The sequence below is a fragment of the Janthinobacterium sp. BJB446 genome, assembly GCF_002735655.1.
Taxonomy (GTDB): domain Bacteria; phylum Pseudomonadota; class Gammaproteobacteria; order Burkholderiales; family Burkholderiaceae_D; genus Janthinobacterium; species Janthinobacterium lividum.
Genome location: NZ_PDZK01000001.1, coordinates 3,258,261 through 3,276,266, shown reverse-complemented (window position 1 = coordinate 3,276,266; position 18,006 = coordinate 3,258,261). Strand labels below are relative to the sequence as shown.

The 18,006-nt window shown below is 63.2% G+C and carries 18 protein-coding genes; 4 read left to right on the top strand and 14 right to left on the bottom strand.

Annotation, left to right across the window (positions count from 1 at the left end; translation table 11 throughout):
- Positions 1-4: 4 nt before the first annotated feature.
- The 10 genes from CSQ92_RS14440 to CSQ92_RS14400 all read right to left on the bottom strand — a co-directional run bounded on the left by CSQ92_RS14440 (position 5) and on the right by CSQ92_RS14400 (position 7,067).
- A complete protein-coding gene (locus CSQ92_RS14440) occupies positions 5-592 on the bottom strand; it encodes an A24 family peptidase (RefSeq protein ID WP_052140553.1) in 588 nt (195 codons plus the stop codon).
- The gene (locus CSQ92_RS14435) at positions 589-1,659 is read right to left on the bottom strand and encodes a phosphatase PAP2 family protein (RefSeq protein WP_099394423.1); all 1,071 of its coding nucleotides are present in this window, start codon (positions 1,657-1,659) and stop codon (positions 589-591) included. The genes CSQ92_RS14440 and CSQ92_RS14435 overlap by 4 nt, the downstream gene beginning before the upstream one ends.
- Positions 1,656-1,829: a Flp family type IVb pilin gene (locus CSQ92_RS14430; protein ID WP_071653370.1), complete on the bottom strand. Its 174-nt coding sequence runs from the start codon at positions 1,827-1,829 to the stop codon at positions 1,656-1,658. The genes CSQ92_RS14435 and CSQ92_RS14430 overlap by 4 nt, the downstream gene beginning before the upstream one ends.
- 95 nt (positions 1,830-1,924) lie before the next feature.
- The gene (locus CSQ92_RS14425) at positions 1,925-2,098 is read right to left on the bottom strand and encodes a Flp family type IVb pilin (RefSeq protein ID WP_070281259.1); all 174 of its coding nucleotides are present in this window, start codon (positions 2,096-2,098) and stop codon (positions 1,925-1,927) included.
- Positions 2,099-2,181: 83 nt separating this feature from the next.
- On the bottom strand, positions 2,182-2,328 hold the full coding sequence (locus tag CSQ92_RS29065) for a hypothetical protein (protein WP_157814672.1): 147 nt from the start codon (positions 2,326-2,328) through the stop codon (positions 2,182-2,184).
- Between the two features lie 248 nt (positions 2,329-2,576).
- Positions 2,577-3,278 (bottom strand): response regulator, encoded by a 702-nt coding sequence (locus CSQ92_RS14420; RefSeq protein ID WP_240317720.1) that lies wholly within the window; start codon positions 3,276-3,278, stop codon positions 2,577-2,579.
- A complete protein-coding gene (locus CSQ92_RS14415) occupies positions 3,275-4,942 on the bottom strand; it encodes a sensor histidine kinase (protein ID WP_170846325.1) in 1,668 nt (555 codons plus the stop codon). The genes CSQ92_RS14420 and CSQ92_RS14415 overlap by 4 nt, the downstream gene beginning before the upstream one ends.
- A 150-nt stretch (positions 4,943-5,092) precedes the next feature.
- Positions 5,093-6,064 (bottom strand): sensor domain-containing diguanylate cyclase, encoded by a 972-nt coding sequence (locus CSQ92_RS14410; protein ID WP_099394721.1) that lies wholly within the window; start codon positions 6,062-6,064, stop codon positions 5,093-5,095.
- A gap of 5 nt (positions 6,065-6,069) precedes the next feature.
- Positions 6,070-6,696: a chemotaxis protein CheC gene (locus CSQ92_RS14405; protein ID WP_034786994.1), complete on the bottom strand. Its 627-nt coding sequence runs from the start codon at positions 6,694-6,696 to the stop codon at positions 6,070-6,072.
- Positions 6,697-6,698: 2 nt separating this feature from the next.
- A complete protein-coding gene (locus CSQ92_RS14400; protein ID WP_099394422.1) occupies positions 6,699-7,067 on the bottom strand; it encodes a response regulator in 369 nt (122 codons plus the stop codon).
- A gap of 206 nt (positions 7,068-7,273) precedes the next feature.
- On the opposite strand from CSQ92_RS14400, the gene rpiA reads away from it, so the two are divergent.
- Positions 7,274-7,951 (top strand): ribose-5-phosphate isomerase RpiA, encoded by a 678-nt coding sequence (gene rpiA / locus CSQ92_RS14395; RefSeq protein WP_099394421.1) that lies wholly within the window; start codon positions 7,274-7,276, stop codon positions 7,949-7,951.
- 36 nt (positions 7,952-7,987) lie between these two features.
- Here rpiA and CSQ92_RS14390 read toward each other — a convergent pair whose 3' ends face one another.
- Positions 7,988-8,512: a DUF6622 family protein gene (locus CSQ92_RS14390; protein ID WP_099394420.1), complete on the bottom strand. Its 525-nt coding sequence runs from the start codon at positions 8,510-8,512 to the stop codon at positions 7,988-7,990.
- A 188-nt stretch (positions 8,513-8,700) separates the two neighbouring features.
- Positions 8,701-8,973 (bottom strand): oxidative damage protection protein, encoded by a 273-nt coding sequence (locus CSQ92_RS14385; protein ID WP_034750797.1) that lies wholly within the window; start codon positions 8,971-8,973, stop codon positions 8,701-8,703.
- A gap of 219 nt (positions 8,974-9,192) precedes the next feature.
- On the opposite strand from CSQ92_RS14385, the gene kdsA reads away from it, so the two are divergent.
- On the top strand, positions 9,193-10,038 hold the full coding sequence (gene kdsA / locus CSQ92_RS14380; protein ID WP_034750794.1) for a 3-deoxy-8-phosphooctulonate synthase: 846 nt from the start codon (positions 9,193-9,195) through the stop codon (positions 10,036-10,038).
- Positions 10,039-10,083: 45 nt separating this feature from the next.
- Here the strand turns inward: kdsA and argA are convergent, their stop codons facing one another.
- Positions 10,084-11,394 carry an amino-acid N-acetyltransferase gene (gene argA, locus CSQ92_RS14375; RefSeq protein WP_046685875.1) on the bottom strand — a complete coding sequence of 437 codons (1,311 nt, stop codon included), beginning with the start codon at positions 11,392-11,394 and terminating at the stop codon, positions 10,084-10,086.
- Positions 11,395-11,450: 56 nt separating this feature from the next.
- Between argA and hrpA the strand changes: the two genes are divergently transcribed.
- The gene (gene hrpA / locus CSQ92_RS14370) at positions 11,451-15,674 is read left to right on the top strand and encodes an ATP-dependent RNA helicase HrpA (RefSeq protein ID WP_257219215.1); all 4,224 of its coding nucleotides are present in this window, start codon (positions 11,451-11,453) and stop codon (positions 15,672-15,674) included.
- Positions 15,675-15,790: 116 nt separating this feature from the next.
- On the opposite strand, the gene CSQ92_RS14365 is transcribed toward hrpA, so the two are convergent.
- Positions 15,791-16,396 carry a PRC-barrel domain-containing protein gene (locus CSQ92_RS14365; RefSeq protein WP_099394419.1) on the bottom strand — a complete coding sequence of 202 codons (606 nt, stop codon included), beginning with the start codon at positions 16,394-16,396 and terminating at the stop codon, positions 15,791-15,793.
- A 237-nt stretch (positions 16,397-16,633) separates the two neighbouring features.
- Between CSQ92_RS14365 and CSQ92_RS14360 the strand changes: the two genes are divergently transcribed.
- The gene (locus tag CSQ92_RS14360; protein ID WP_099394719.1) at positions 16,634-17,833 is read left to right on the top strand and encodes an extracellular catalytic domain type 1 short-chain-length polyhydroxyalkanoate depolymerase; all 1,200 of its coding nucleotides are present in this window, start codon (positions 16,634-16,636) and stop codon (positions 17,831-17,833) included.
- Positions 17,834-18,006: the final 173 nt, after the last annotated feature.

Below are 18,006 nucleotides of genomic sequence, written 5' to 3'. Positions count from 1 at the left end.
CGTTTCAGCGCAGGCTCCACAGGTGGGTGTAGTGCAGGAAGACCTGCAGCAGGGTGCCGCTGGCAATGGCGAAGGCGTAGGCCAGCTTGCCGGTGGCAGGCGGCGGTTCGGCGATCGTGGCGGCGCCGCCGGCAAGGCTGTGCAGCAGCGCGCCCAGCATCATGTGATAGGTGTTTTTCAGTACCTGGCGCAGGCGCTGACCGGCCAGCGCGGCGGCCAAGGCCAGCACGCCGCCGCACAGGAAGGTCAGCAGGGCCGCTTCGAGCACGGCGTCGGGACCGAGGAAGGCGCCGCACATGGCCATCAGCTTGACGTCGCCGGCGCCCAGGGCGCGCAGCAGATACATGGGCAGCAGCAGGGCCAGTCCGGCGGCGGCGCCGGCCAGCGCCTGCAATAGGCCCAGGCCGCCGAAGGAGGCGTCGAACAGTCCGGCGCCGGACGGCACGAAGCTGTTGATGATCAGTCCCGCCAGGGTGCCCCACAGCACCAGCCGGTTCGGGATGCGGCGCGTGCGCAGGTCGTGCCACAGGGCGGCGGCGAGCAGGGTGGCGAGTACGGCCAGGCACAGCAGCATGGGCAGGTGGGCGTTCATGATGTCAGTCCTTCCTTGCTCATGCAGGGAGCCGTGGCCATGTGCATGGCCGGCGCCGCGGCCTGGCTGCCCAGCAGCCGTCCCACCAGGCGCCACACCAGCGCCGCGCCGGCCGCACCCACATAGCCGTCGAGCGCATAGTGCCAGCCCAGGTGGATGGAGCCGAGCAGGATCAGTACGGCAAAGGCGGTCAGCGAGATCCCGGCGGCGCGGTTGACGCGCCAGCCCATCATGGCCAGCAGCACGGCCGTGGCCACATGCATGCTGGGCATGGCGGAGATGCCCAGTTCACCGTTCGCGCCCTTGCTTTGATAGCCTTGCCACAGCATCTCCTGCACTTGCAGGGCCCAGACGGGGACGTGCTGGTTGGCGTCATGCAGGTAGACCATCAGCGGCGCATACGGGTCGCTGGCATGCAGGTGGCCGTAGTAGCAGGGGCCGACCGAGGCAAACAGCACGGCCAGGATGCTGCCCAGGGCGATCCAGGTCAGCGCAAAGCTGAGCAGGAACTGCATGCGCAGCAGGGGGCGGCGCGTGTCGAGGATGAGCCAGTACAGGATGGCGTAGAACAGGAAGAACCAGAAGTGGTAGCTGAAGTTGAGCAAGCCCGTGACGAGCGGGTGGCCCAGCAGTGGCTGCAGCCTTTCCCATGGGGCCTTGCCGCCATGCAGCGCGATGTCCCAGGCGGACAGGGTGGCATCCCAGGTGTAGGGATGCAGACGGGGGATGGCGCCCTTGATGACGGTGAAGCTGGACGCGAAGACGGGGATCAGCAGCATGGCCGGCAGCGCGTGCAGCAGGCGCTCGTTGCTCAGGTAGCTGCGCAGATCGTGGTACAGATAGTGGCACAGGCGGTGCGGGCGTTTCATCACCATGACATGGATGGTGTAGCCGCACAGGATGAAGACGGGGCCGATCAGGATGGCCATGAAGAAGCCGGCCAGCACGTTGAGGGTGTCCGATGCGCTGGGCAGGCCGCCGGCCAGCAGCATCGCCACGGCGGCGTACGGCAGCACGATCAGCAGCAGGGCGCGGTGGGTGCGCAGCGAGGCGCGCAGGGTGTTCATGACAGGGCCAGGACCACTTGGTCCTTGACGTAGACAAACAGCAGCTTGACCTGGTCGCCAAGCAGGGTGATCGTGACCACCAGCACTGCCGCGATCAGGCCGGCCAGCAGCGCGTATTCGATCGCTGTGACGGCGGACTCGTCGGATAAACGGCTGAAGAAAGATTTCACGATGGGCCTCGCTATGCGTTCGTCAAGGTGGGCGTGCCGGGAATATTGGGCGGCGTAGTCCGGGCTGGCGCTGGGCCGGCCCGGACAGCAGCGCGTCAGGCATTGGCGGTGGTCAGCTTGGTGCCGATGGTGCTGAAGGTTTTTTTCAGCTGCGTGCCGACGATGGTGACGGCGGCGATGATCACCACGGCGATCAGGGCAGCGATCAGGCCGTATTCGATTGCGGTGACGCCATCTTCTTCGCGGATAAAGTTTTTGATGAGGTTCATGACAACTCCTGGTGGTGGTTAAGGTACGACGGTGGATGAAACGGTTTTGCAGCGTTGCTTCCTGGTGCTACGACCTGGCGCGCTCATGGACTTTCGCCCAGTGCCAGCAATCCGATGATGCAGACCACCGCCATGAGGGCCGCCACTAGGGCATAGCGGTAGAACGCAGCCTTTTCCTTGCCCTGTAAATAGGTGATCAGGGCCGTCGGAAGAAACTTGTCAAGGCGCATGCTGTGCTCCGTGTCGTGGTGGGCCGCGCGGTGATTTGCACTCCGGTAAATCCACTATAGAAGTCGGCACCTTGATCTACATCAGAAGAACATCCTTTTATTGCAAGGAGGAACTGCTCGTTTTTTTCGTGACAATTGTCATGGTCGAGTCTGGCGCGCGCAGGAACGCAGGGGCGCATGCCGCGCCGCTGGTTTGCGATGGGAGGGAATGCGCGGCCGTGCAGTGGCCGTGCAGGAGGATAGTGGTATCAGGCGCCGGGCGGCAATTGGCCCAGCTGGTGCTTGGTGGCGTAGGCGTACAATTCCAGGCGGTTGTACACGCCCAGCTTGCGGTAGATCGATGTCAGGTGATTGCGCAAGGTGTGTTCGGAGATGAACAGCTGGTCCGCCAGCAGCTTGGCCGGCGTGCCGCTGCCGTGCACCAGCGCGGCGATGATCTTTCTTTCCTTGAGGGTCAGGCTGGCGATGGCGATGGCGTGCGCCGAGCCGCCGCCGGGCTGGGTCAACTGCGTCAGCATGCGTCCCAGCATCGCGTGTTCCAGCCACAGCTCGCCCTGGTACACCTTTTCGATGGCCTTCAACACCATCTCCGCCGGCGCATCCTTGCTGACGATGCCGCGCGCGCCTTTCAGTACCGTCTGGTCCAGGATGGCCTGGTCGTGGCTGGCCGTCAGCACCAGCACGCGCGTGCCGCCGCATTGGGCCAGCGCGGGCAGGATGGCCAGCGAGCTGATGCCGCCCAGGTCCAGGTCCAGCACGATCACGTCCGGTTGCAGCGCCTTCGCCTGCTCCAGCGCCTCGGTGCCGTCGGACGCCGTGGCGACCACGCGCATGCCGGAGTGCTCGCCGCCGATCAGGCGCTCCAGACCCCACAGCATGGTCTTGTGATCATCGACCAGCATGACGCTGATGACATGGCTGGCCGGTGGCATGTGGCGTACGTCATTCATATGGGGATCTCGATCTGGACGGAGGTGTTGCCCAGCATGCCATGCGTGACGCGGGCCGTGCCGCCGAGGGCGGCGGCGCGCTCGGCCAGCGAGTCGGGCAGGAAATCGGGGACGTGCGCGGCGGCGCATTCGTTGTCGATGCTGATGTGCAGCGCGCCCTGCACGCAGGTCAGCTTGACGGCGCCGTGGCGCGCCGACGTATGCTTGCGGATATTGCTCATGCCTTCATTGACGATCTGGAACACCTCGGCCGCCAGGCGGTCGTTGATGTGCAGGTCGCCTTCGATATGCAGGGCGATGTCGATGCCATAGAATTCGCGGATCTGCGTGGCCTGGCGGCGCAGCGCGACCAGCAGTTCCGGCTCGCTTTGCACCTGGCCATTCTTGAACGTGCGCGCGTAGCTGCGCAGGTCGGTGATCACCTGGCCCGACATGATGATCAGCTTTTCCAGTTCCGGCAGCAGCGGGTTGCCCGGCGTGGCTTCGTTGCGCAGGGCGGCCAGGCCGTGGCGCAAGCCGATATACGGCTGCACGGCCGTATCATGCAAGTCGCGCGCGATCTTTTCGCGCTCGCGCGAGGCCGCCTGCGACGCCAGGCGGTCGAGCAGGTTGATGTTTTCAATGACGGGAAACGCCTGCGCGCCGATATGGCTGAGAAACAGGGCGTCCGTCTTGCTCATGCTGGTGGCGGACACGATAAAGATCCGGCCTTTGCCATTGCGCAGGGGCAGCGGTGCGCTGATGAAGGCGTGCGCTTCGAGCAGTTCGGCCAGGCGGGCGCCCGCCGCGTCGTCATGCCGCAGCCAGCGTCCGCTGTTTGGCTCGAGCATGCGCGCGCCGCCTATCCATGGCAGCCAGGGGCCAGCGGGCTGGTTGTACAGCGCGATTTTATCGTGCGGGAAAGCGAGCAGGGGGCTGGCCGCGTCGTCGCTGAGGAGCGAGCTGGTATGCACGACGCCCGTGCCCGTGTGAATCACGCTGCGCAAGGACCAGACCCGCGTGCCCTTGTCCTGCATGATCAGCAGGCAACTGCGGCCGTTGAAATAACTGCGGGTTTTTTCCAGCACCGAGGTGATGGTCTGGTCGACGCCGAAGCGGGGATTGGACAGCTGGCTGACATCGCGCAGCAGCGCCAGGTGGCTGCGCTGGGTGATGGCCGAACCACCCCAGTAGGCGATCATGTAGCCGAGCGCCAGCAGGAAGGTGGTGCGCAGCAGCAGGCGCGACAGTTCCGCATCCGTTTCGCCGAACAGGGCGGTGGCGGCGAACAGGCCGGCAGAGGCCAGGGTGACGCGCGCGCCTTCCTCGAAGCCCCGCTGGAACGACGATGTCAGGATGGCAAAGAAAAAAAACAGGAAAAATAAATTGTTGTGGCTGCTGGTGGAAAATACGATCAGCGCATACCAGGCCACGTCGAGCCAGTACAGCAAGATGTCCTGGGGCAGGCTGAGGCCCAGCAGGGCCAGCACGTAGAGCAGCAGGCTGTGCATGGTGTACGCGGAAAAGATCAGCCAGGTGATCTTGGTCAGCTTGCCGGCGCTTTCGGGGTCGATGAACAGGGTCAGCAGGGTGGCGCTCGACAGCAGCAGGCGCATGCCGTTCACCATGGTCGTATCCATGCCGGCACCCGGCAAGCCTGATCTGAGGGGAGGATCGAGATTCACAAGCGCTCCTGGCCATGTCCCGCATGGTGGGGCCATGCGCAGGGATAGATACCACAGATAAATTCTTGTTATTGTTGCTGCAAGCAATGACGAGTCTACGCACACGCCGTAAAGATGTCTACTGGAATCCTTTCTCCGATGTTGCTTTTTTTACAGCGACTGCACCATCACGCGGTTGCGTCCGGCGCGCTTGGCCAGGTACAGGGCGCGGTCGGCCGCGCCGATCAGGGCGGAAATGGCCAGCGGCTGCTGCGGCTGCTGCGTGGCGATGCCTATGCTCACTGTGATGTGCTTGACGTCATTGCCTGTCTTGGCATGCGGAATGCGCAGCTCGGCCGCGTGCTGGCGGATCGCCTCGGCCATGCGCAGCGCCTGCGCCGCGTCCGTGTCGGGCAGGATGGCGGCAAACTCTTCGCCGCCATAGCGGGCCAGCAGGTCGGTGGGGCGCTGCAGCATGGCGGCCAGTTCGGCTGCCACGCGGATCAGGCAATCGTCGCCCTGCTGGTGGCCGTAATGGTCGTTGTAATCCTTGAAATGGTCGATATCGATCATCAGCAGCGACAGCGGGCTGCTGGTGCGCATGGCGCGCCGCATTTCCTTCTCGATCGCCACGTCGAAATGGCGGCGGTTGGCGATGCCCGTCAAGCCGTCGGAAAAGGTTTGCGAGCGCAAGACCATGGTCTGTTCGCGCAGCAGCTTTTCGCGCCCCACGGCGATGGTGACATCATTGATCTGGATCAGGCAATGGCGTGGCGAGCCGGGCAGGTTGATCGGCGTGACGGCGATGGCTTGCTGCATGCGTTCCTCGCCGTCGCTGCCGCCCGTGGCCGCGCCATGCGTGTACAGCGCAAACGGCGCCTTGTGCAGGGTTTGCGACAGCAGCGACTGGAAATTGTCGCGCAGTGCCTGGGTGATGGCCGAATCCATGCGCTTGTGCCGCAGTTCCGGAAAGACGGCGAAGAAATCCTGGCCCAGCACGGCGTCGGCCTGGCAGGCCGAGTGGCGCGCCATCCACTTATTCCACAGCACGATGCGGTGCTGCTCATCGAGTACGATGGCGCCCAGGTTGACGGCGCCGAGTATGCTCTCGAGCAGGGCGAGTCGATGCAAGACATCCGGCATGATCGTCACGCCTGTCCCAGCACCTTGGCCAGGTAGCGGCTGACTTGCTGTTTCAGGTCGTGCAAGGCGGACAGGTCGAGCACGAATGCCACATAACCGTGGATCTGGTGCTTGGACAGCACGAAGTCGATATGCAGCATCAGCACGACGGCTTCGTCATCCTGGCCGCCGAACGAGGAGAGGATTTCCGCGCTGGTGCCCACGTGGTACAGGGGCAGCGAGCCATGCAGTTCGCTGTCGAACAGGTTGGCCAGGGTTCCGACGCAGGAGTTGAGGATGATGTTGCCGATCTCGCTCATCGCTTCCTGTTCCATCTCCGTCAGTTCCTGCAGCGGCATGGCGTCGCCCACCATCAGGCGCACGATTTCCAGGCTCTTGTCTTCCGGGAACATCAGAATGGCTTCGGTGGCGAAAGCGCCATCGTAATGCTGGCTGACGCCGCAGATGCGTTCGCCATCCTTCTTGCTGCCGAGCAAGGCTGCCGCGTCGGCACGGTTCAGGAAGGTGATCGACGGCACCGACATGGTGACTTCTTCATTCACGATCTCGCTCATGGCCGCCGCCGCATGGCCCACCCCGATGTTGAATATCTCTACCAGGGCGTCGTTCTCGAGTTCGGAAAGATTGACCATGCTCACAGTCCCAGTGATTCGATCAACTGGTGGATGCGCGTTTCCGTGATCGGTTTTTCCATGAAGCCCACGCCCAGTTCGCTGGCGCGGTTGCGGGTGGCGTTTTGCACATTGGCCGTGACGAGAATGATGTGCGTCTGCGGGCACAGCACGCGCAATTGTTCTGCCGCCGCCATGCCGCCCATGCCGGGCATGTTGACATCCAGTAGTATCAGCACAGGGTTGACGGTCTTGACTTTTTCCAGGGCTTCCTCACCCGTCGCCGCATCAATCACTTGCCAGTCGGCATGTTTGCTGAGGATGAATTGATGCGACATCAAACGTGAAACCCGGCTGTCATCGACAACAAGTACCTGTTTACTGTGATTCATGTGCTATTCCTGAAACGTCATATCGGACTATCGTGCCATTTTCGCATATTTTAGAGGGCATAGAGTGTATTTGGGTGCGCGATTGCCCTAGGGCAAAGTTTTCCCGCTTGCCTGTTGTATTGAGTCGCATCGCCGGGCATGCTGGCCGGCTGGCCAGGCTGGCAATCCGTTAAAATAGCGCCATTCCTCACTTTAGCCTGAATGCCATGACCCAAGACGAATTGAAGCAAGCCGTAGCCCGCGCCGCCATCGACTACGTAGTAAAAGGTGAAATCATCGGCGTCGGCACCGGTTCCACCGCCAATTTTTTCATCGATGAACTGGCCAAGATCAAGGACAACATCAAGGGTACGGTCGCCTCGTCCGAAGCGACGGCCGCGCGCCTGGCTGGCCATGGCATTCCCGTCTTCGACCTGAACGATGTCGAGTCGATCGCCGTCTACATCGACGGCGCCGATGAAATCACGGCCAGCGGCGCCATGATCAAGGGTGGCGGCGCGGCATTGACGCGTGAAAAGATCGTTGCTTCCGTCGCGAAACAGTTCGTCTGCATCGCCGACGGCTCCAAGCTGGTGGAAACCCTGGGCGCCTTCCCGCTGCCGGTGGAAGTGGTGCCGATGGCGCGCGCTGCCGTATCGCGCCAGCTGGCTGCGCTGGGCGGCACGCCCCGCCTGCGCCTGAAGGCCGGCAGCACGGAAGCGTTCATTACCGACAATGGCGGCGAAATCATCGACGTGCTGGGCTTGAAAATTGCCGACCCGGTGGCGCTGGAACAGCAGATCAACCAGATCGTCGGCGTCATCGCCGTCGGCCTGTTCGCCGTGCGCGGCGCCAATGTCTGCCTGCTGGGCATGCCGGAAGGCGTGCGTACCCTGGCGTACTAAGATGATAGCCGGCGTTCGCCGGCGTGTGCATCTGTGTTACACGGCGGCCCCTTGCGGGCCGCTTGTCATTTGCGCCTGGCGGTACACGGCCACGGTGCGCAGCAAGCCGCCGAGGAAGATGCCGCTGAAGCAGCCATAGGCGAGGCAGATGGGCACCATGAAGCCGGTCGCATGGGCATAGGCCGGGGCGATGGCCAGGGTCACGGCGACCGCATATTTCATGCAGAAAATGCTCATCATCAAGATCATGGGCACCCAGCTGCCGGGACGCTGCACGCTGGCCCGTTCGGGAATGGCGGCTATCTTGCGCGCATCGGCCAGCCTCCACGCCAGCGCCGCGCCGGCCAGCGCGCCGGCGCCCCAGGCGAACGGCGCCACGCCAGCCAAGCCGAAACTGCCGTACACGCCGCTCAGGGAGAGGACCAGCATGACCAGGGGAATGATGCACAGCTTGCGCAAGCTCACTTCGCGCGCCCGGCTGGCCAGCACGCCGCGGTAGACGAGAAAGCCCAGGATGGCCCAGACGTAGAGGGGAGTGTGGCTGAAGATTTGCTGCAACATGGTGTCCGCCTTGGAATGAGGTTGTCGATGGACGTACTGTGCCAGCCGGCGGCATGGGCGGCGAGCCGTGTGCGACGAAACGGGGAAGGGCAGCCGTGAAACAGCGTCAGGCGGCGTGAAAGGGGGAGGGGAGAATCAAGGGGAAACTACCCGCGGCGCGGTGGCCACGGGCGGGAATACGGAAAAACTTACTCGGTCGGCGGAACGTAGCCCATGGCCGCATCGGCGCCATCGCCGAAGAAATGTTTTTCCATCTGCGTGGCCAGGTATTTGCGGGCGCGCGCGTCGGCCAGGTTCAGCCGGTTTTCATTGACCAGCATGGTCTGGTGCTTGAGCCAGGCAGCCCAGGCTTCTTTCGACACGGATTCGTAAATCTTCTTGCCCAGTTCGCCCGGGTACGGCGGGAAATCCAGTCCTTCGGCTTCCTTGTTGAGTTTGATGCAGTGGATCGTGCGGGCCATCTGTGCTCCTGAATCAGTGTAGAGATAAAGCGTGATTATAAGGCACTTTGCGCCAGCCCTCGCGGGGCCGTCGCGGCCTGGCGACACGCCGTTTGCCGCGCCCTTGCGCTGGATCAAATTTGATCTGCGCCGCCCTAGCTAGTAAGATGCCTTATCGCGCCAGCCGCTGGCTGCGCCCCTTCCAACCAAGTAGTAGTAATTAACCAAGATGGAATCCCTATGACCTCAGTGAAAGTCCATGGCATCGATGTCAGCAATACCGGCAGCTTCGCGCTGTTTGGCGGCATCAACGTGCTCGAATCGCGCGATCTCGCCATGCGCGCCTGCGAAGAATATGTGCGCGTGACGCAAAAACTGGGTATTCCATATGTGTTCAAGGCCAGCTTCGACAAGGCCAACCGCTCGTCGATCCATTCCTACCGCGGCCCGGGCCTGGAAGAGGGCATGCGCATCTTCCAGGACGTCAAGGCGGCGTTCGGCGTGCCCGTGATTACCGACGTGCATGAGCCATGGCAGGCGCAGCAGGTGGCCGAAGTGGTCGACGTGCTGCAATTGCCTGCTTTCCTCGCGCGCCAGACGGATCTCGTCGTGGCCCTGGCGAAAACGGGTAAAGTCATCAACATCAAGAAGCCGCAATTCCTCAGCCCTGGCCAGATGGCCAATATCGTCGAGAAATTCAAGGAAGCGGGCAACGATCAACTGATCCTGTGCGACCGCGGCACCTGCCTCGGCTACGACAACCTGGTGGTCGACATGCTGGGCTTTGGCGTGATGAAGAAAACCTGCGACGACTTGCCGATCATCTTCGACGTCACGCATGCGCTGCAGCAGCGCGATCCCGGTGGCGCCGCTTCGGGCGGCCGCCGTCAGCAAGTGGCGGACCTGGCCCGCGCCGGCCTGGCCGTCGGCATCGCCGGCCTGTTCCTGGAAGCCCACCCGGACCCCGACAATGCCCGCTGCGACGGCCCCAGCGCCTTGCCGCTGGACCAGCTGGAACCGTTCCTGGCGCAATTGAAGGCGCTGGACGACCTGGTCAAGTCGTTTGCCCCATTGAATATCAAATAACGATCTGAATGTAAAAAAAGCCCGGCATGCCGGGCTTTTTCAGTTTTACAGTGTCTTGATGAGCACTTGGGATTTACGTTGCCAGTTATACATATGCTGGCGATCCTTCGGCAAATCGTCGACGGTGGCCGGCACGAAGCCGCGTTTCTTGAACCAGTGCGAGGTGCGCGTGGTCAGCACGAACAGCTTGTTCAGGCCGGCGGCGCGCGCGCGGTTTTCCATGTGTTTCAGGATGCGCTCGCCGTCGCCCTGGGCTTGCACTTCCGGGTTGACCGTCAAACATGCCATTTCCGCCATTTTCTGCGCGGGGAACGGGTACAGGGCGGCGCAGCCGAAGATCACGCCATCATGCTCGATGACGGAGAAATAATCGATTTCGCGTTCGATCAGCTCGCGGCCCCGCTTCACTAACGTGCCGTCCGCTTCCAGCGGTTCGATCAGTTTGATGATGCCGCCCACGTCTTCGATGGTGGCCTGGCGCAGGCTTTCCAGGTTTTCATGGCTGATCATGGTGCCCACGCCATCATGGGTAAACAATTCCAGCAGGGCAGAACCATCCATCGAGAACGGCACGATGTGCGAGCGCTCGACGCCGTTATGGCATGCCTTGACACAATGTTTCAGGTAAAACGCCGTCGCGTCCGGCAGGAAGCCCGCCATCAGCACGGCTTCGGCCTGGTGCGACGACAGTTCGCGGATTTCCACGCCCGTGGCGTCTTCCATCATCGGTGTTTCCGTGATGAAAATCAGCTTGTCCGCGTGCAGGGCGATGGCGGCGCTGCACGCTACGTCTTCCATGGTGAGATTGAATGCTTCGCCCGTCGGCGAAAAGCCCAACGGCGACAGCAGCACCAGGCCGTCCGAACCGAGGATGGAATGGATGGTTTCGGCGTCGACCTTGCGCGTGATGCCCGTCAGTTCCAGGTCCACGCCATCGATCACGCCCAGCGGGCGCGCCGTGATGAAGTTGCCGGAAATGATACGGATGGCCGCATGCGACATGGGCGTGTTCGGCAAGCCCTGGCTGAACGCGGCCTCGATATCGAGGCGCAGCTCGCCGGCGGCTTCCTTCGCGCATTCCAGCGCGGCGATATCCGTGATGCGCACGCCGTTGTGGAAGCGGCCTTCGACGTTACGCAGGGCCAGTTGTTCCGCCACCTGCGGCCGCGAGCCGTAGACGACGGTGACATTGATGTCCAGCGCATGCAGCAGGGACAAATCATGGGCCAGCACCTGCAGCGCCCCGGCGCTGACGAGTTCACCGGGGAAGGCGACCACGAAGGTCTTGCCGCGAAAGGCGTGGATGTAGGGCGCGACTGAGCGCAGCCATTGGACGAATTGGGTAGGGTTTTCCATTAAGCGCATTATAATTCGCTGCGCGATGTGCGCGCTTAAAATACCTGTAAAAAACAATGTCTTCAGCCAGCAATAAGTCTTCCCCTCCTTCCAACGTTGCAAATGTGCCCGCCAGCGGGGATGTTTCCGCGCCTGCCGCCACGCCTGCGCAGGGCCGCCAGCGCCCGCCCGTGAGCCAGCAAAGGCAGCAGCCGCCGCGCGCGGAGCAGCAGAAACAGCAACAGCAGCAGCGATCGGGAGACGGCAAGCCCCAGGCCGCGCGCGCGCCGCGCGAGGGGCAGGAAAGCCGCGAAGCCCGCGATGCGGCCCGCGCAGCGCGCGAGGCGGAAAAGGCTTTCCGCAATCCGCTGCCGCCGATTACGTATCCGGAAGACTTGCCCGTCTCGGGCCGGCGCGCGGAAATCGCCAAGGCCTTGATGGAAAACCAGGTGATCATCGTCTCGGGCGAGACGGGTTCAGGCAAGACGACCCAGTTGCCGAAGATTTGCCTGGAACTGGGACGCGGCCAGAAGGGCATGATCGGCCACACGCAGCCGCGGCGTATCGCCGCTTCCTCGACGGCCAAGCGCATCGCGCAGGAGCTCGGTACGCCGCTGGGCGAAACGGTGGGTTTCAAGGTCCGCTTTACCGATACCCTGAGCCGTGGCGCGTCCGTCAAGCTGATGACGGACGGTATCTTGCTGGCCGAGACGCAGACCGATCCGTTGTTGAAAAATTACGACACCATCATCATCGATGAAGCGCACGAACGCAGCCTGAACATCGATTTCCTGCTCGGTTATCTGAAACAGCTGCTGCCGCGCAGGCCGGACCTGAAAATCATCATCACCTCGGCCACCATCGATGCGGAACGCTTCTCGCGCCATTTCGGCACGCCGGAAAAACCGGCGCCCGTGATCGAAGTGTCGGGCCGTCTGTACCAGGTCGAAGTGCGCTACCGTCCCGTGGAGCGCGAGCAGGTAGCCATGCCTGGTTCGGGCGCGAACGCCGACAAGCCGGGCCAGCGCACGGCCGCCGCGCGCGAAAAGCGCGACTTGATGGATGCCGTCGTCGATGGCGTGGAAGAACTGTGCCGCATCGGCTCGGGCGACGTGCTGGTGTTCTTGCCTGGCGAGCGCGAAATCCGCGACTGCGCCGAGGCGCTGCGCAAGCACCATCCGCCGCACGTGGAGATTTTGCCCCTGTTCGCCCGTTTGTCGGCCGAAGAGCAGGAGCGCGTCTTTAAAACCAGCAATGCGCGCCGTATCGTGCTGGCCACCAACGTGGCGGAAACCTCGCTGACGGTGCCCGGCATCCGCTATGTGGTCGATGCGGGCCTGGCGCGCGTGAAACGCTACAGCTATCGCAACAAGGTCGAGCAGCTGCAGGTCGAGCCGATCGCCCAGTCGGCCGCCAACCAGCGCGCCGGGCGTTGCGGCCGCGTGGCCGACGGCGTCTGCATCCGCCTGTACGAAGAGCAGGATTATTTGCTGCGGCCCAAATTCACGGAGCCGGAAATCCTGCGCTCCTCCTTGGCGGCCGTTATCCTGCGCATGAAATCGTTGCACCTGACGGACGTGGAAACCTTCCCCTTCATCGAGCCGCCGCTGGCGCGCGCGGTGGCTGATGGCTACCAGTTGCTGCAGGAACTCGGCGCCGTCGATGAAGTCAACAAGCTCACGCCGCTGGGCAACAAGCTGGCCAAGCTGCCGCTGGACCCGCGCGTGGGCCGCATGATCCTGGCCGCGCTCGATAACGCGTGTTTGACGGAAGTGCTGATCGTCGCCTCGGCCCTGTCCGTGCAAGACCCGCGCGACCGTCCGATGGAACACCAGCAGGCGGCCGACGAGGCGCACAAGAAATTCGCCGATGAAAAGTCGGAATTCCTCAGCTACCTGAAAATCTGGCGCTGGTTCGAGTCCGCCATCGAGCACAAGAAAACCAACCGCCAGTTGCAGGATAATTGCCGCACGAATTTCCTGTCGCAGATGCGCTTGCGCGAATGGCGCGACGTGCATTCGCAGCTGCTGACCATCGTCAAGGAGCAGGGCTGGCGATTGAATGAGGCGCCGGCCACCTATGACAACCTGCATATGGCCTTGCTGACCGGTTTGCTGGGCAATATCGGCTTCAAGGGCGAAGACGAACCGGGCGCCGGCTACCTGGGCGCGCGCGGCATCAAGTTCCATATCTGGCCCGGTTCCTCGCTGTTGAAAAAGCCGGGCAAGTGGATCATGGCGGCCGAACTGGTCGACACGACGCGTTTGTACGCGCGCTGCGTGGCGCAGATCCAGCCCGAATGGCTGGAAAAAGTCGGCGTACACTTGCTGAAGAAATCCTGGGGCGAACCGCGCTGGGAAAAACGCTCGGCGCAGGTGACGGCGTCCGAACGGGCTACTCTTTATGGCCTGGTGGTGTACAGCCAGCGGCGCATCAATTACGGCAATTTCAACTTGCCGGAAGCGCGCGAAATCTTCATCCGCGACGCCCTCGTGGGCGGCGACTTCGACACGCGCGCGCCGTTCTTTGCGCACAACCACAAGCTGATCAAGGATATCGAAAACCTGGAACACAAATCGCGCCGCCTGGACGTGCTGGTCGACGATGAACTGATCGCCGCCTTCTACGACAAGCTGCTGCCGGCGGACGTGTGCAATGGCGCCGGTTTCGAGAAATGGCACAAGGAAGCTACGCGCGAAAACCCGAAGCTGCTGTATTTGAACCGCGAAGAGCTGATGCGCCACGAGGCGGCCGGCGTGACGACGGACCTGTTCCCGAAGACCATGTCCGTGACGGGCCTGGAAATGGGCCTGACGTACCACTTCGAGCCGGGCAGCGTGCGCGATGGCGTGACCTTGAGCGTGCCGCTGTATGCCTTGAACCAGTTGCCGCGCGAGCGCTGCGAATGGCTGGTGCCGGGCATGCTGAAGGAAAAAGTGCATCTGCTGCTCAAATCCCTGCCGCAAAAGCTGCGCCGCCACTGCGTGCCGCTGCCCGATTACGCGGCCAAGTTCTGCGAGCGCGTGCATGAGGCGGGCGTGTTTGGCCGCGGCGACCTGATCGACGCCATCATCGCCGACATCCGCACGCAGATCACGATCAATGTGCTGACGACGGACTTCAAGCCGGAAACCCTGCCTGCCCATCACTTCATGAATTTCAAGGTGATTGACGAGCATGGCCGCCAGCTTGACATGGGCCGCAACCTGGCCACTTTGCAGGCGGAATTCGGCGGCCAGGCGCGCCAGAGTTTCCAGAAGCTGGCCGAAGTGTCGGGCGTATCCGGCACCGGCACGCCCGGTGCCAAGGTGGCGGGCGCGCAAGTGGCATCGCGGCTGCAGGCGCAAGCCCAAGGCGCCGCCGCCAACGCGGCGGCAGGCAAGGGCGGCGCGCCGGCCAAGGGAGTGGCTGCCGCTGCAGCGCCGGCGTCCCCGAATGCCACCGTCTCGCAGCACATGGGCTTGACGGGCTGGACCTTTGGCGAGTTGCCGGAGTTGCTCGAAATCGTGCAAGGCAAGCTGACCCTGATCGGTTTCCCCGCCCTGGTCGACAAGGGCACGCATTGCGACCTGGAAGTGTTCGATGATCCGACCGTAGCCGCCCGCACGCACAAGGTGGGTTTGCGCCGATTGTTCGCGCTGCAAATGAAGGAACAGATCAAGTACGTCGAGAAAAGCATCCCCGGTCTTCAGCAGATGGGCATGCAATTCATGGCCCTCGGTTCGCAGGAAGAGTTGCGCGAGCAAATCATCAACAAGGCGCTCGACATCGCTTGCTTGCAAGATCCGCTGCCGCTGGACGCCGCCTCGTTTGCCAAGCGCCAGGCGGAGGGCAAGTCGCGCCTCGTTTTGCTGGTCAATGAAATCGCCCGTTTGCTGTCGCAAGTGCTGACGGAGTTCCACGGCTTGCCCAAGCGCCTGCAGAATATTCCCGCAGCGGCAGCTGCCGATATCCAGTCGCAGCTGCAAGGCCTCGTGCATAAGCGCTTCCTGACGGAAAACGAGTACACGCAGCTGGCGCATTTCCCCCGCTATCTGAAGGCGATCAACGTGCGTCTGGAAAAGCTGCGCGCCGACCCCGCGCGCGACACCAAGTTGATGGCCGAGTGGCAATCGGCCGCCGCGCCGTACTTGCGTCAGGCCAAGGACCGCCAGGCTGGCAAGAATACGGACCCGAAACTGGTCGACTTCCGCTGGATGCTGGAAGAGCTGCGCGTGTCGCTGTTTGCGCAGGAGTTGCGCACGCCGATGCCTGTTTCTGCCAAGCGTTTGCAGAAAGTGTGGGAGTCGATGCAGCGGTAGGTCGGATTAGCGGGGCAAAGCCACGCGTAATCCGACAACATCGTTGGCGCTACCGGTGGTGCCGTGTCAACGGTGTTATCGGTGTCGCTGGTGGTGTCGGATTACGCGGCTAGCCGCTAATCCGACCTACCCGACCCATGTTTATCGAACTCATCGTCGCCGAGCGCCGAACGCGAGCCCAGGTCGCCCTGGCTGCTGCCCGTGCCAGCGCGGCTGCCGCTCATGGAGGTGCCGGTCAGGCTGCCTTCGCTGCCCGATTGCAGGCTGGCGCCGCTGCGCAGGCCGCTGCCGGATGGCATGCGGCTGCCTGCCATGGCGCCGCTGCCGTAGCGTATGCCGCTGCCATAGAACGCTTCCATCTGCTGGTTCCAGGCATCGCTGCCCATGTCGGGCCAGTTGTTCTTGTCGAAACCGGGAGCCTCTTTCAGCAAGTCTTTGTCCACGTTGAGCAGGAAGCGCTTGTTGACGGTGTCCAGGGTCAGGCGTTCCCAGGGCACGGCAAACAGCTTGTCGCCCATGCCCAGCATGCCGCCGAAGGACAGCACGGCATAGGCGATCTGGCCGGTGCGCATGTCGAGCATGATTTCCTTGATGTCGCCCAGTTCCTCGCCGCTGTGATTGTAGACATCGTCGCCGAGCAGGGTGTCAGCCCCCATCAGGGCCGGCCCCGGGCCGTCGTGGTTGCGGTACATGCCCAGGATGTCGCGGTCCAGATAGCTCATGGTGTTCTCTCCTCGTGAAGTGCTGATCGAACACCCAGATTACGCATGCGCACCAAGTCGCGCTTGATCTGCCTCAATGGTGCCAGCGGCACTTTTATCGGTGTGCAAGCGTACGGTGTGGTCAGCCAATTGCGGTACTCTATGCGTTCTAAAGAGGAGGCCGCACATGCTGACGATGCAACGATGCAGTGGGATGAACTTGCGGTACGCTCCACCACGACATGGGCGCCGCTTGCCATGGTAAAGCCCGCCACCAAATGGCTGCGCGGGTTATTGCGCGCCGGTAAGGCGCAGCAGCGCACGGCAACCAAGCTGGCCAAGGTGCTGTTCGGGCCCGTGCCGGCCAAGCCCACGCCTAAATCTAAACCTAAGCCCCGCAGCAAGCCCGTGGCCAAGACCAGGCCGACGCCGCGCGTCAGGCCCGCCAGCGACGCCGTGCCCTCGCTGGCGCCCTTTGCCACGCCCCTGTCGCCCCCGCGCGTGCGCAAGCGAACGCCGCCCCCGCCAGGCAAGTGGCTGGCCGCCCACTATGCGCCATTGCCGGAACTGGGACAGTTGCCGGGCCGGCGCCTGCCCTATTTCCTGTACCTGCCCGAGAAGGCGCCCAGCGCCGCCATGCGCAGCCGTGGCCGGCCGCTGCTGGTGATGCTGCACGGCTGCGAGCAGAGCGCCACGCAGTTTGCCGAAGGCACGCGCATGAACCGCCTGGCCGAGCGCAAGGGTTATGCCGTGCTGTATCCGCAGCAATCGCTGCGCTCGCATGCGCGCCGCTGCTGGAAGTGGTACGACAAGCTGACGCAGGAGGGCGGCGGCGACGTGCGCCTGATCGTCGGCGCCATCGAGCAGGTGGCGGCCCGCTATGTGATCGACCGCGCGCGCATCTATATCTGCGGCATTTCCGCCGGCGCCGGCATGGCGCATATCGTGGCCTTGAACCATCCCCATCTGTTCGCCGCGCTGGGCCTGCATTCCGGGCCCGTGTTTGGCGCCGGGCATAACCTGATCGGCGCGCTGGGCGTGATGCAGCATGGCGCTGCCGCCCGTGCCGACGCGGCCATCGATGAAGTGCTGGCGCGCCAGCCCGCGTTTCCCCGCTTGCCCACCATCCTGCTGCAAGGGCTGGCCGACAAGGTGGTGCGGCCCATCAACCAGACGCAGCTGGTCCGCCAGAGCGTGCGCGTGAACCGCTTGCCGTTTGATACCGTGGTGACGGCGCAGCGTCTGCCTGGCGGCGCGGCGGGCGGACGCAATCCGGCCCATGCGTATGCGCTGCACGACTATCAGGTGGACAAGGATGTGCTGCTGCGCGTGGCGCAGGTCGAGCACCTCGAGCACGCGTGGAGCGGCGGCGATGCCAGCCTGCCGTTCAACGACAAGGCCAAGCCCGACGCCAGCAGGATGCTGCTCGATTTCTTCGCCAGCCACCGCCGCCGGTAAGCCAGCGTGCCTGCGCGCCGCAACGGCGCGCAGGCACTGGTACGCATCGTTCTTGAATTTCCCCTCAGGGCCGCTGCCGCGCGCCGGGGCGCTGGCCGCGCCCATTTCAGCACAGATTCCACATGCCGCAGCACCATCGAGTTTATTTAATTGGTATTGCTGCGGTATTTAAA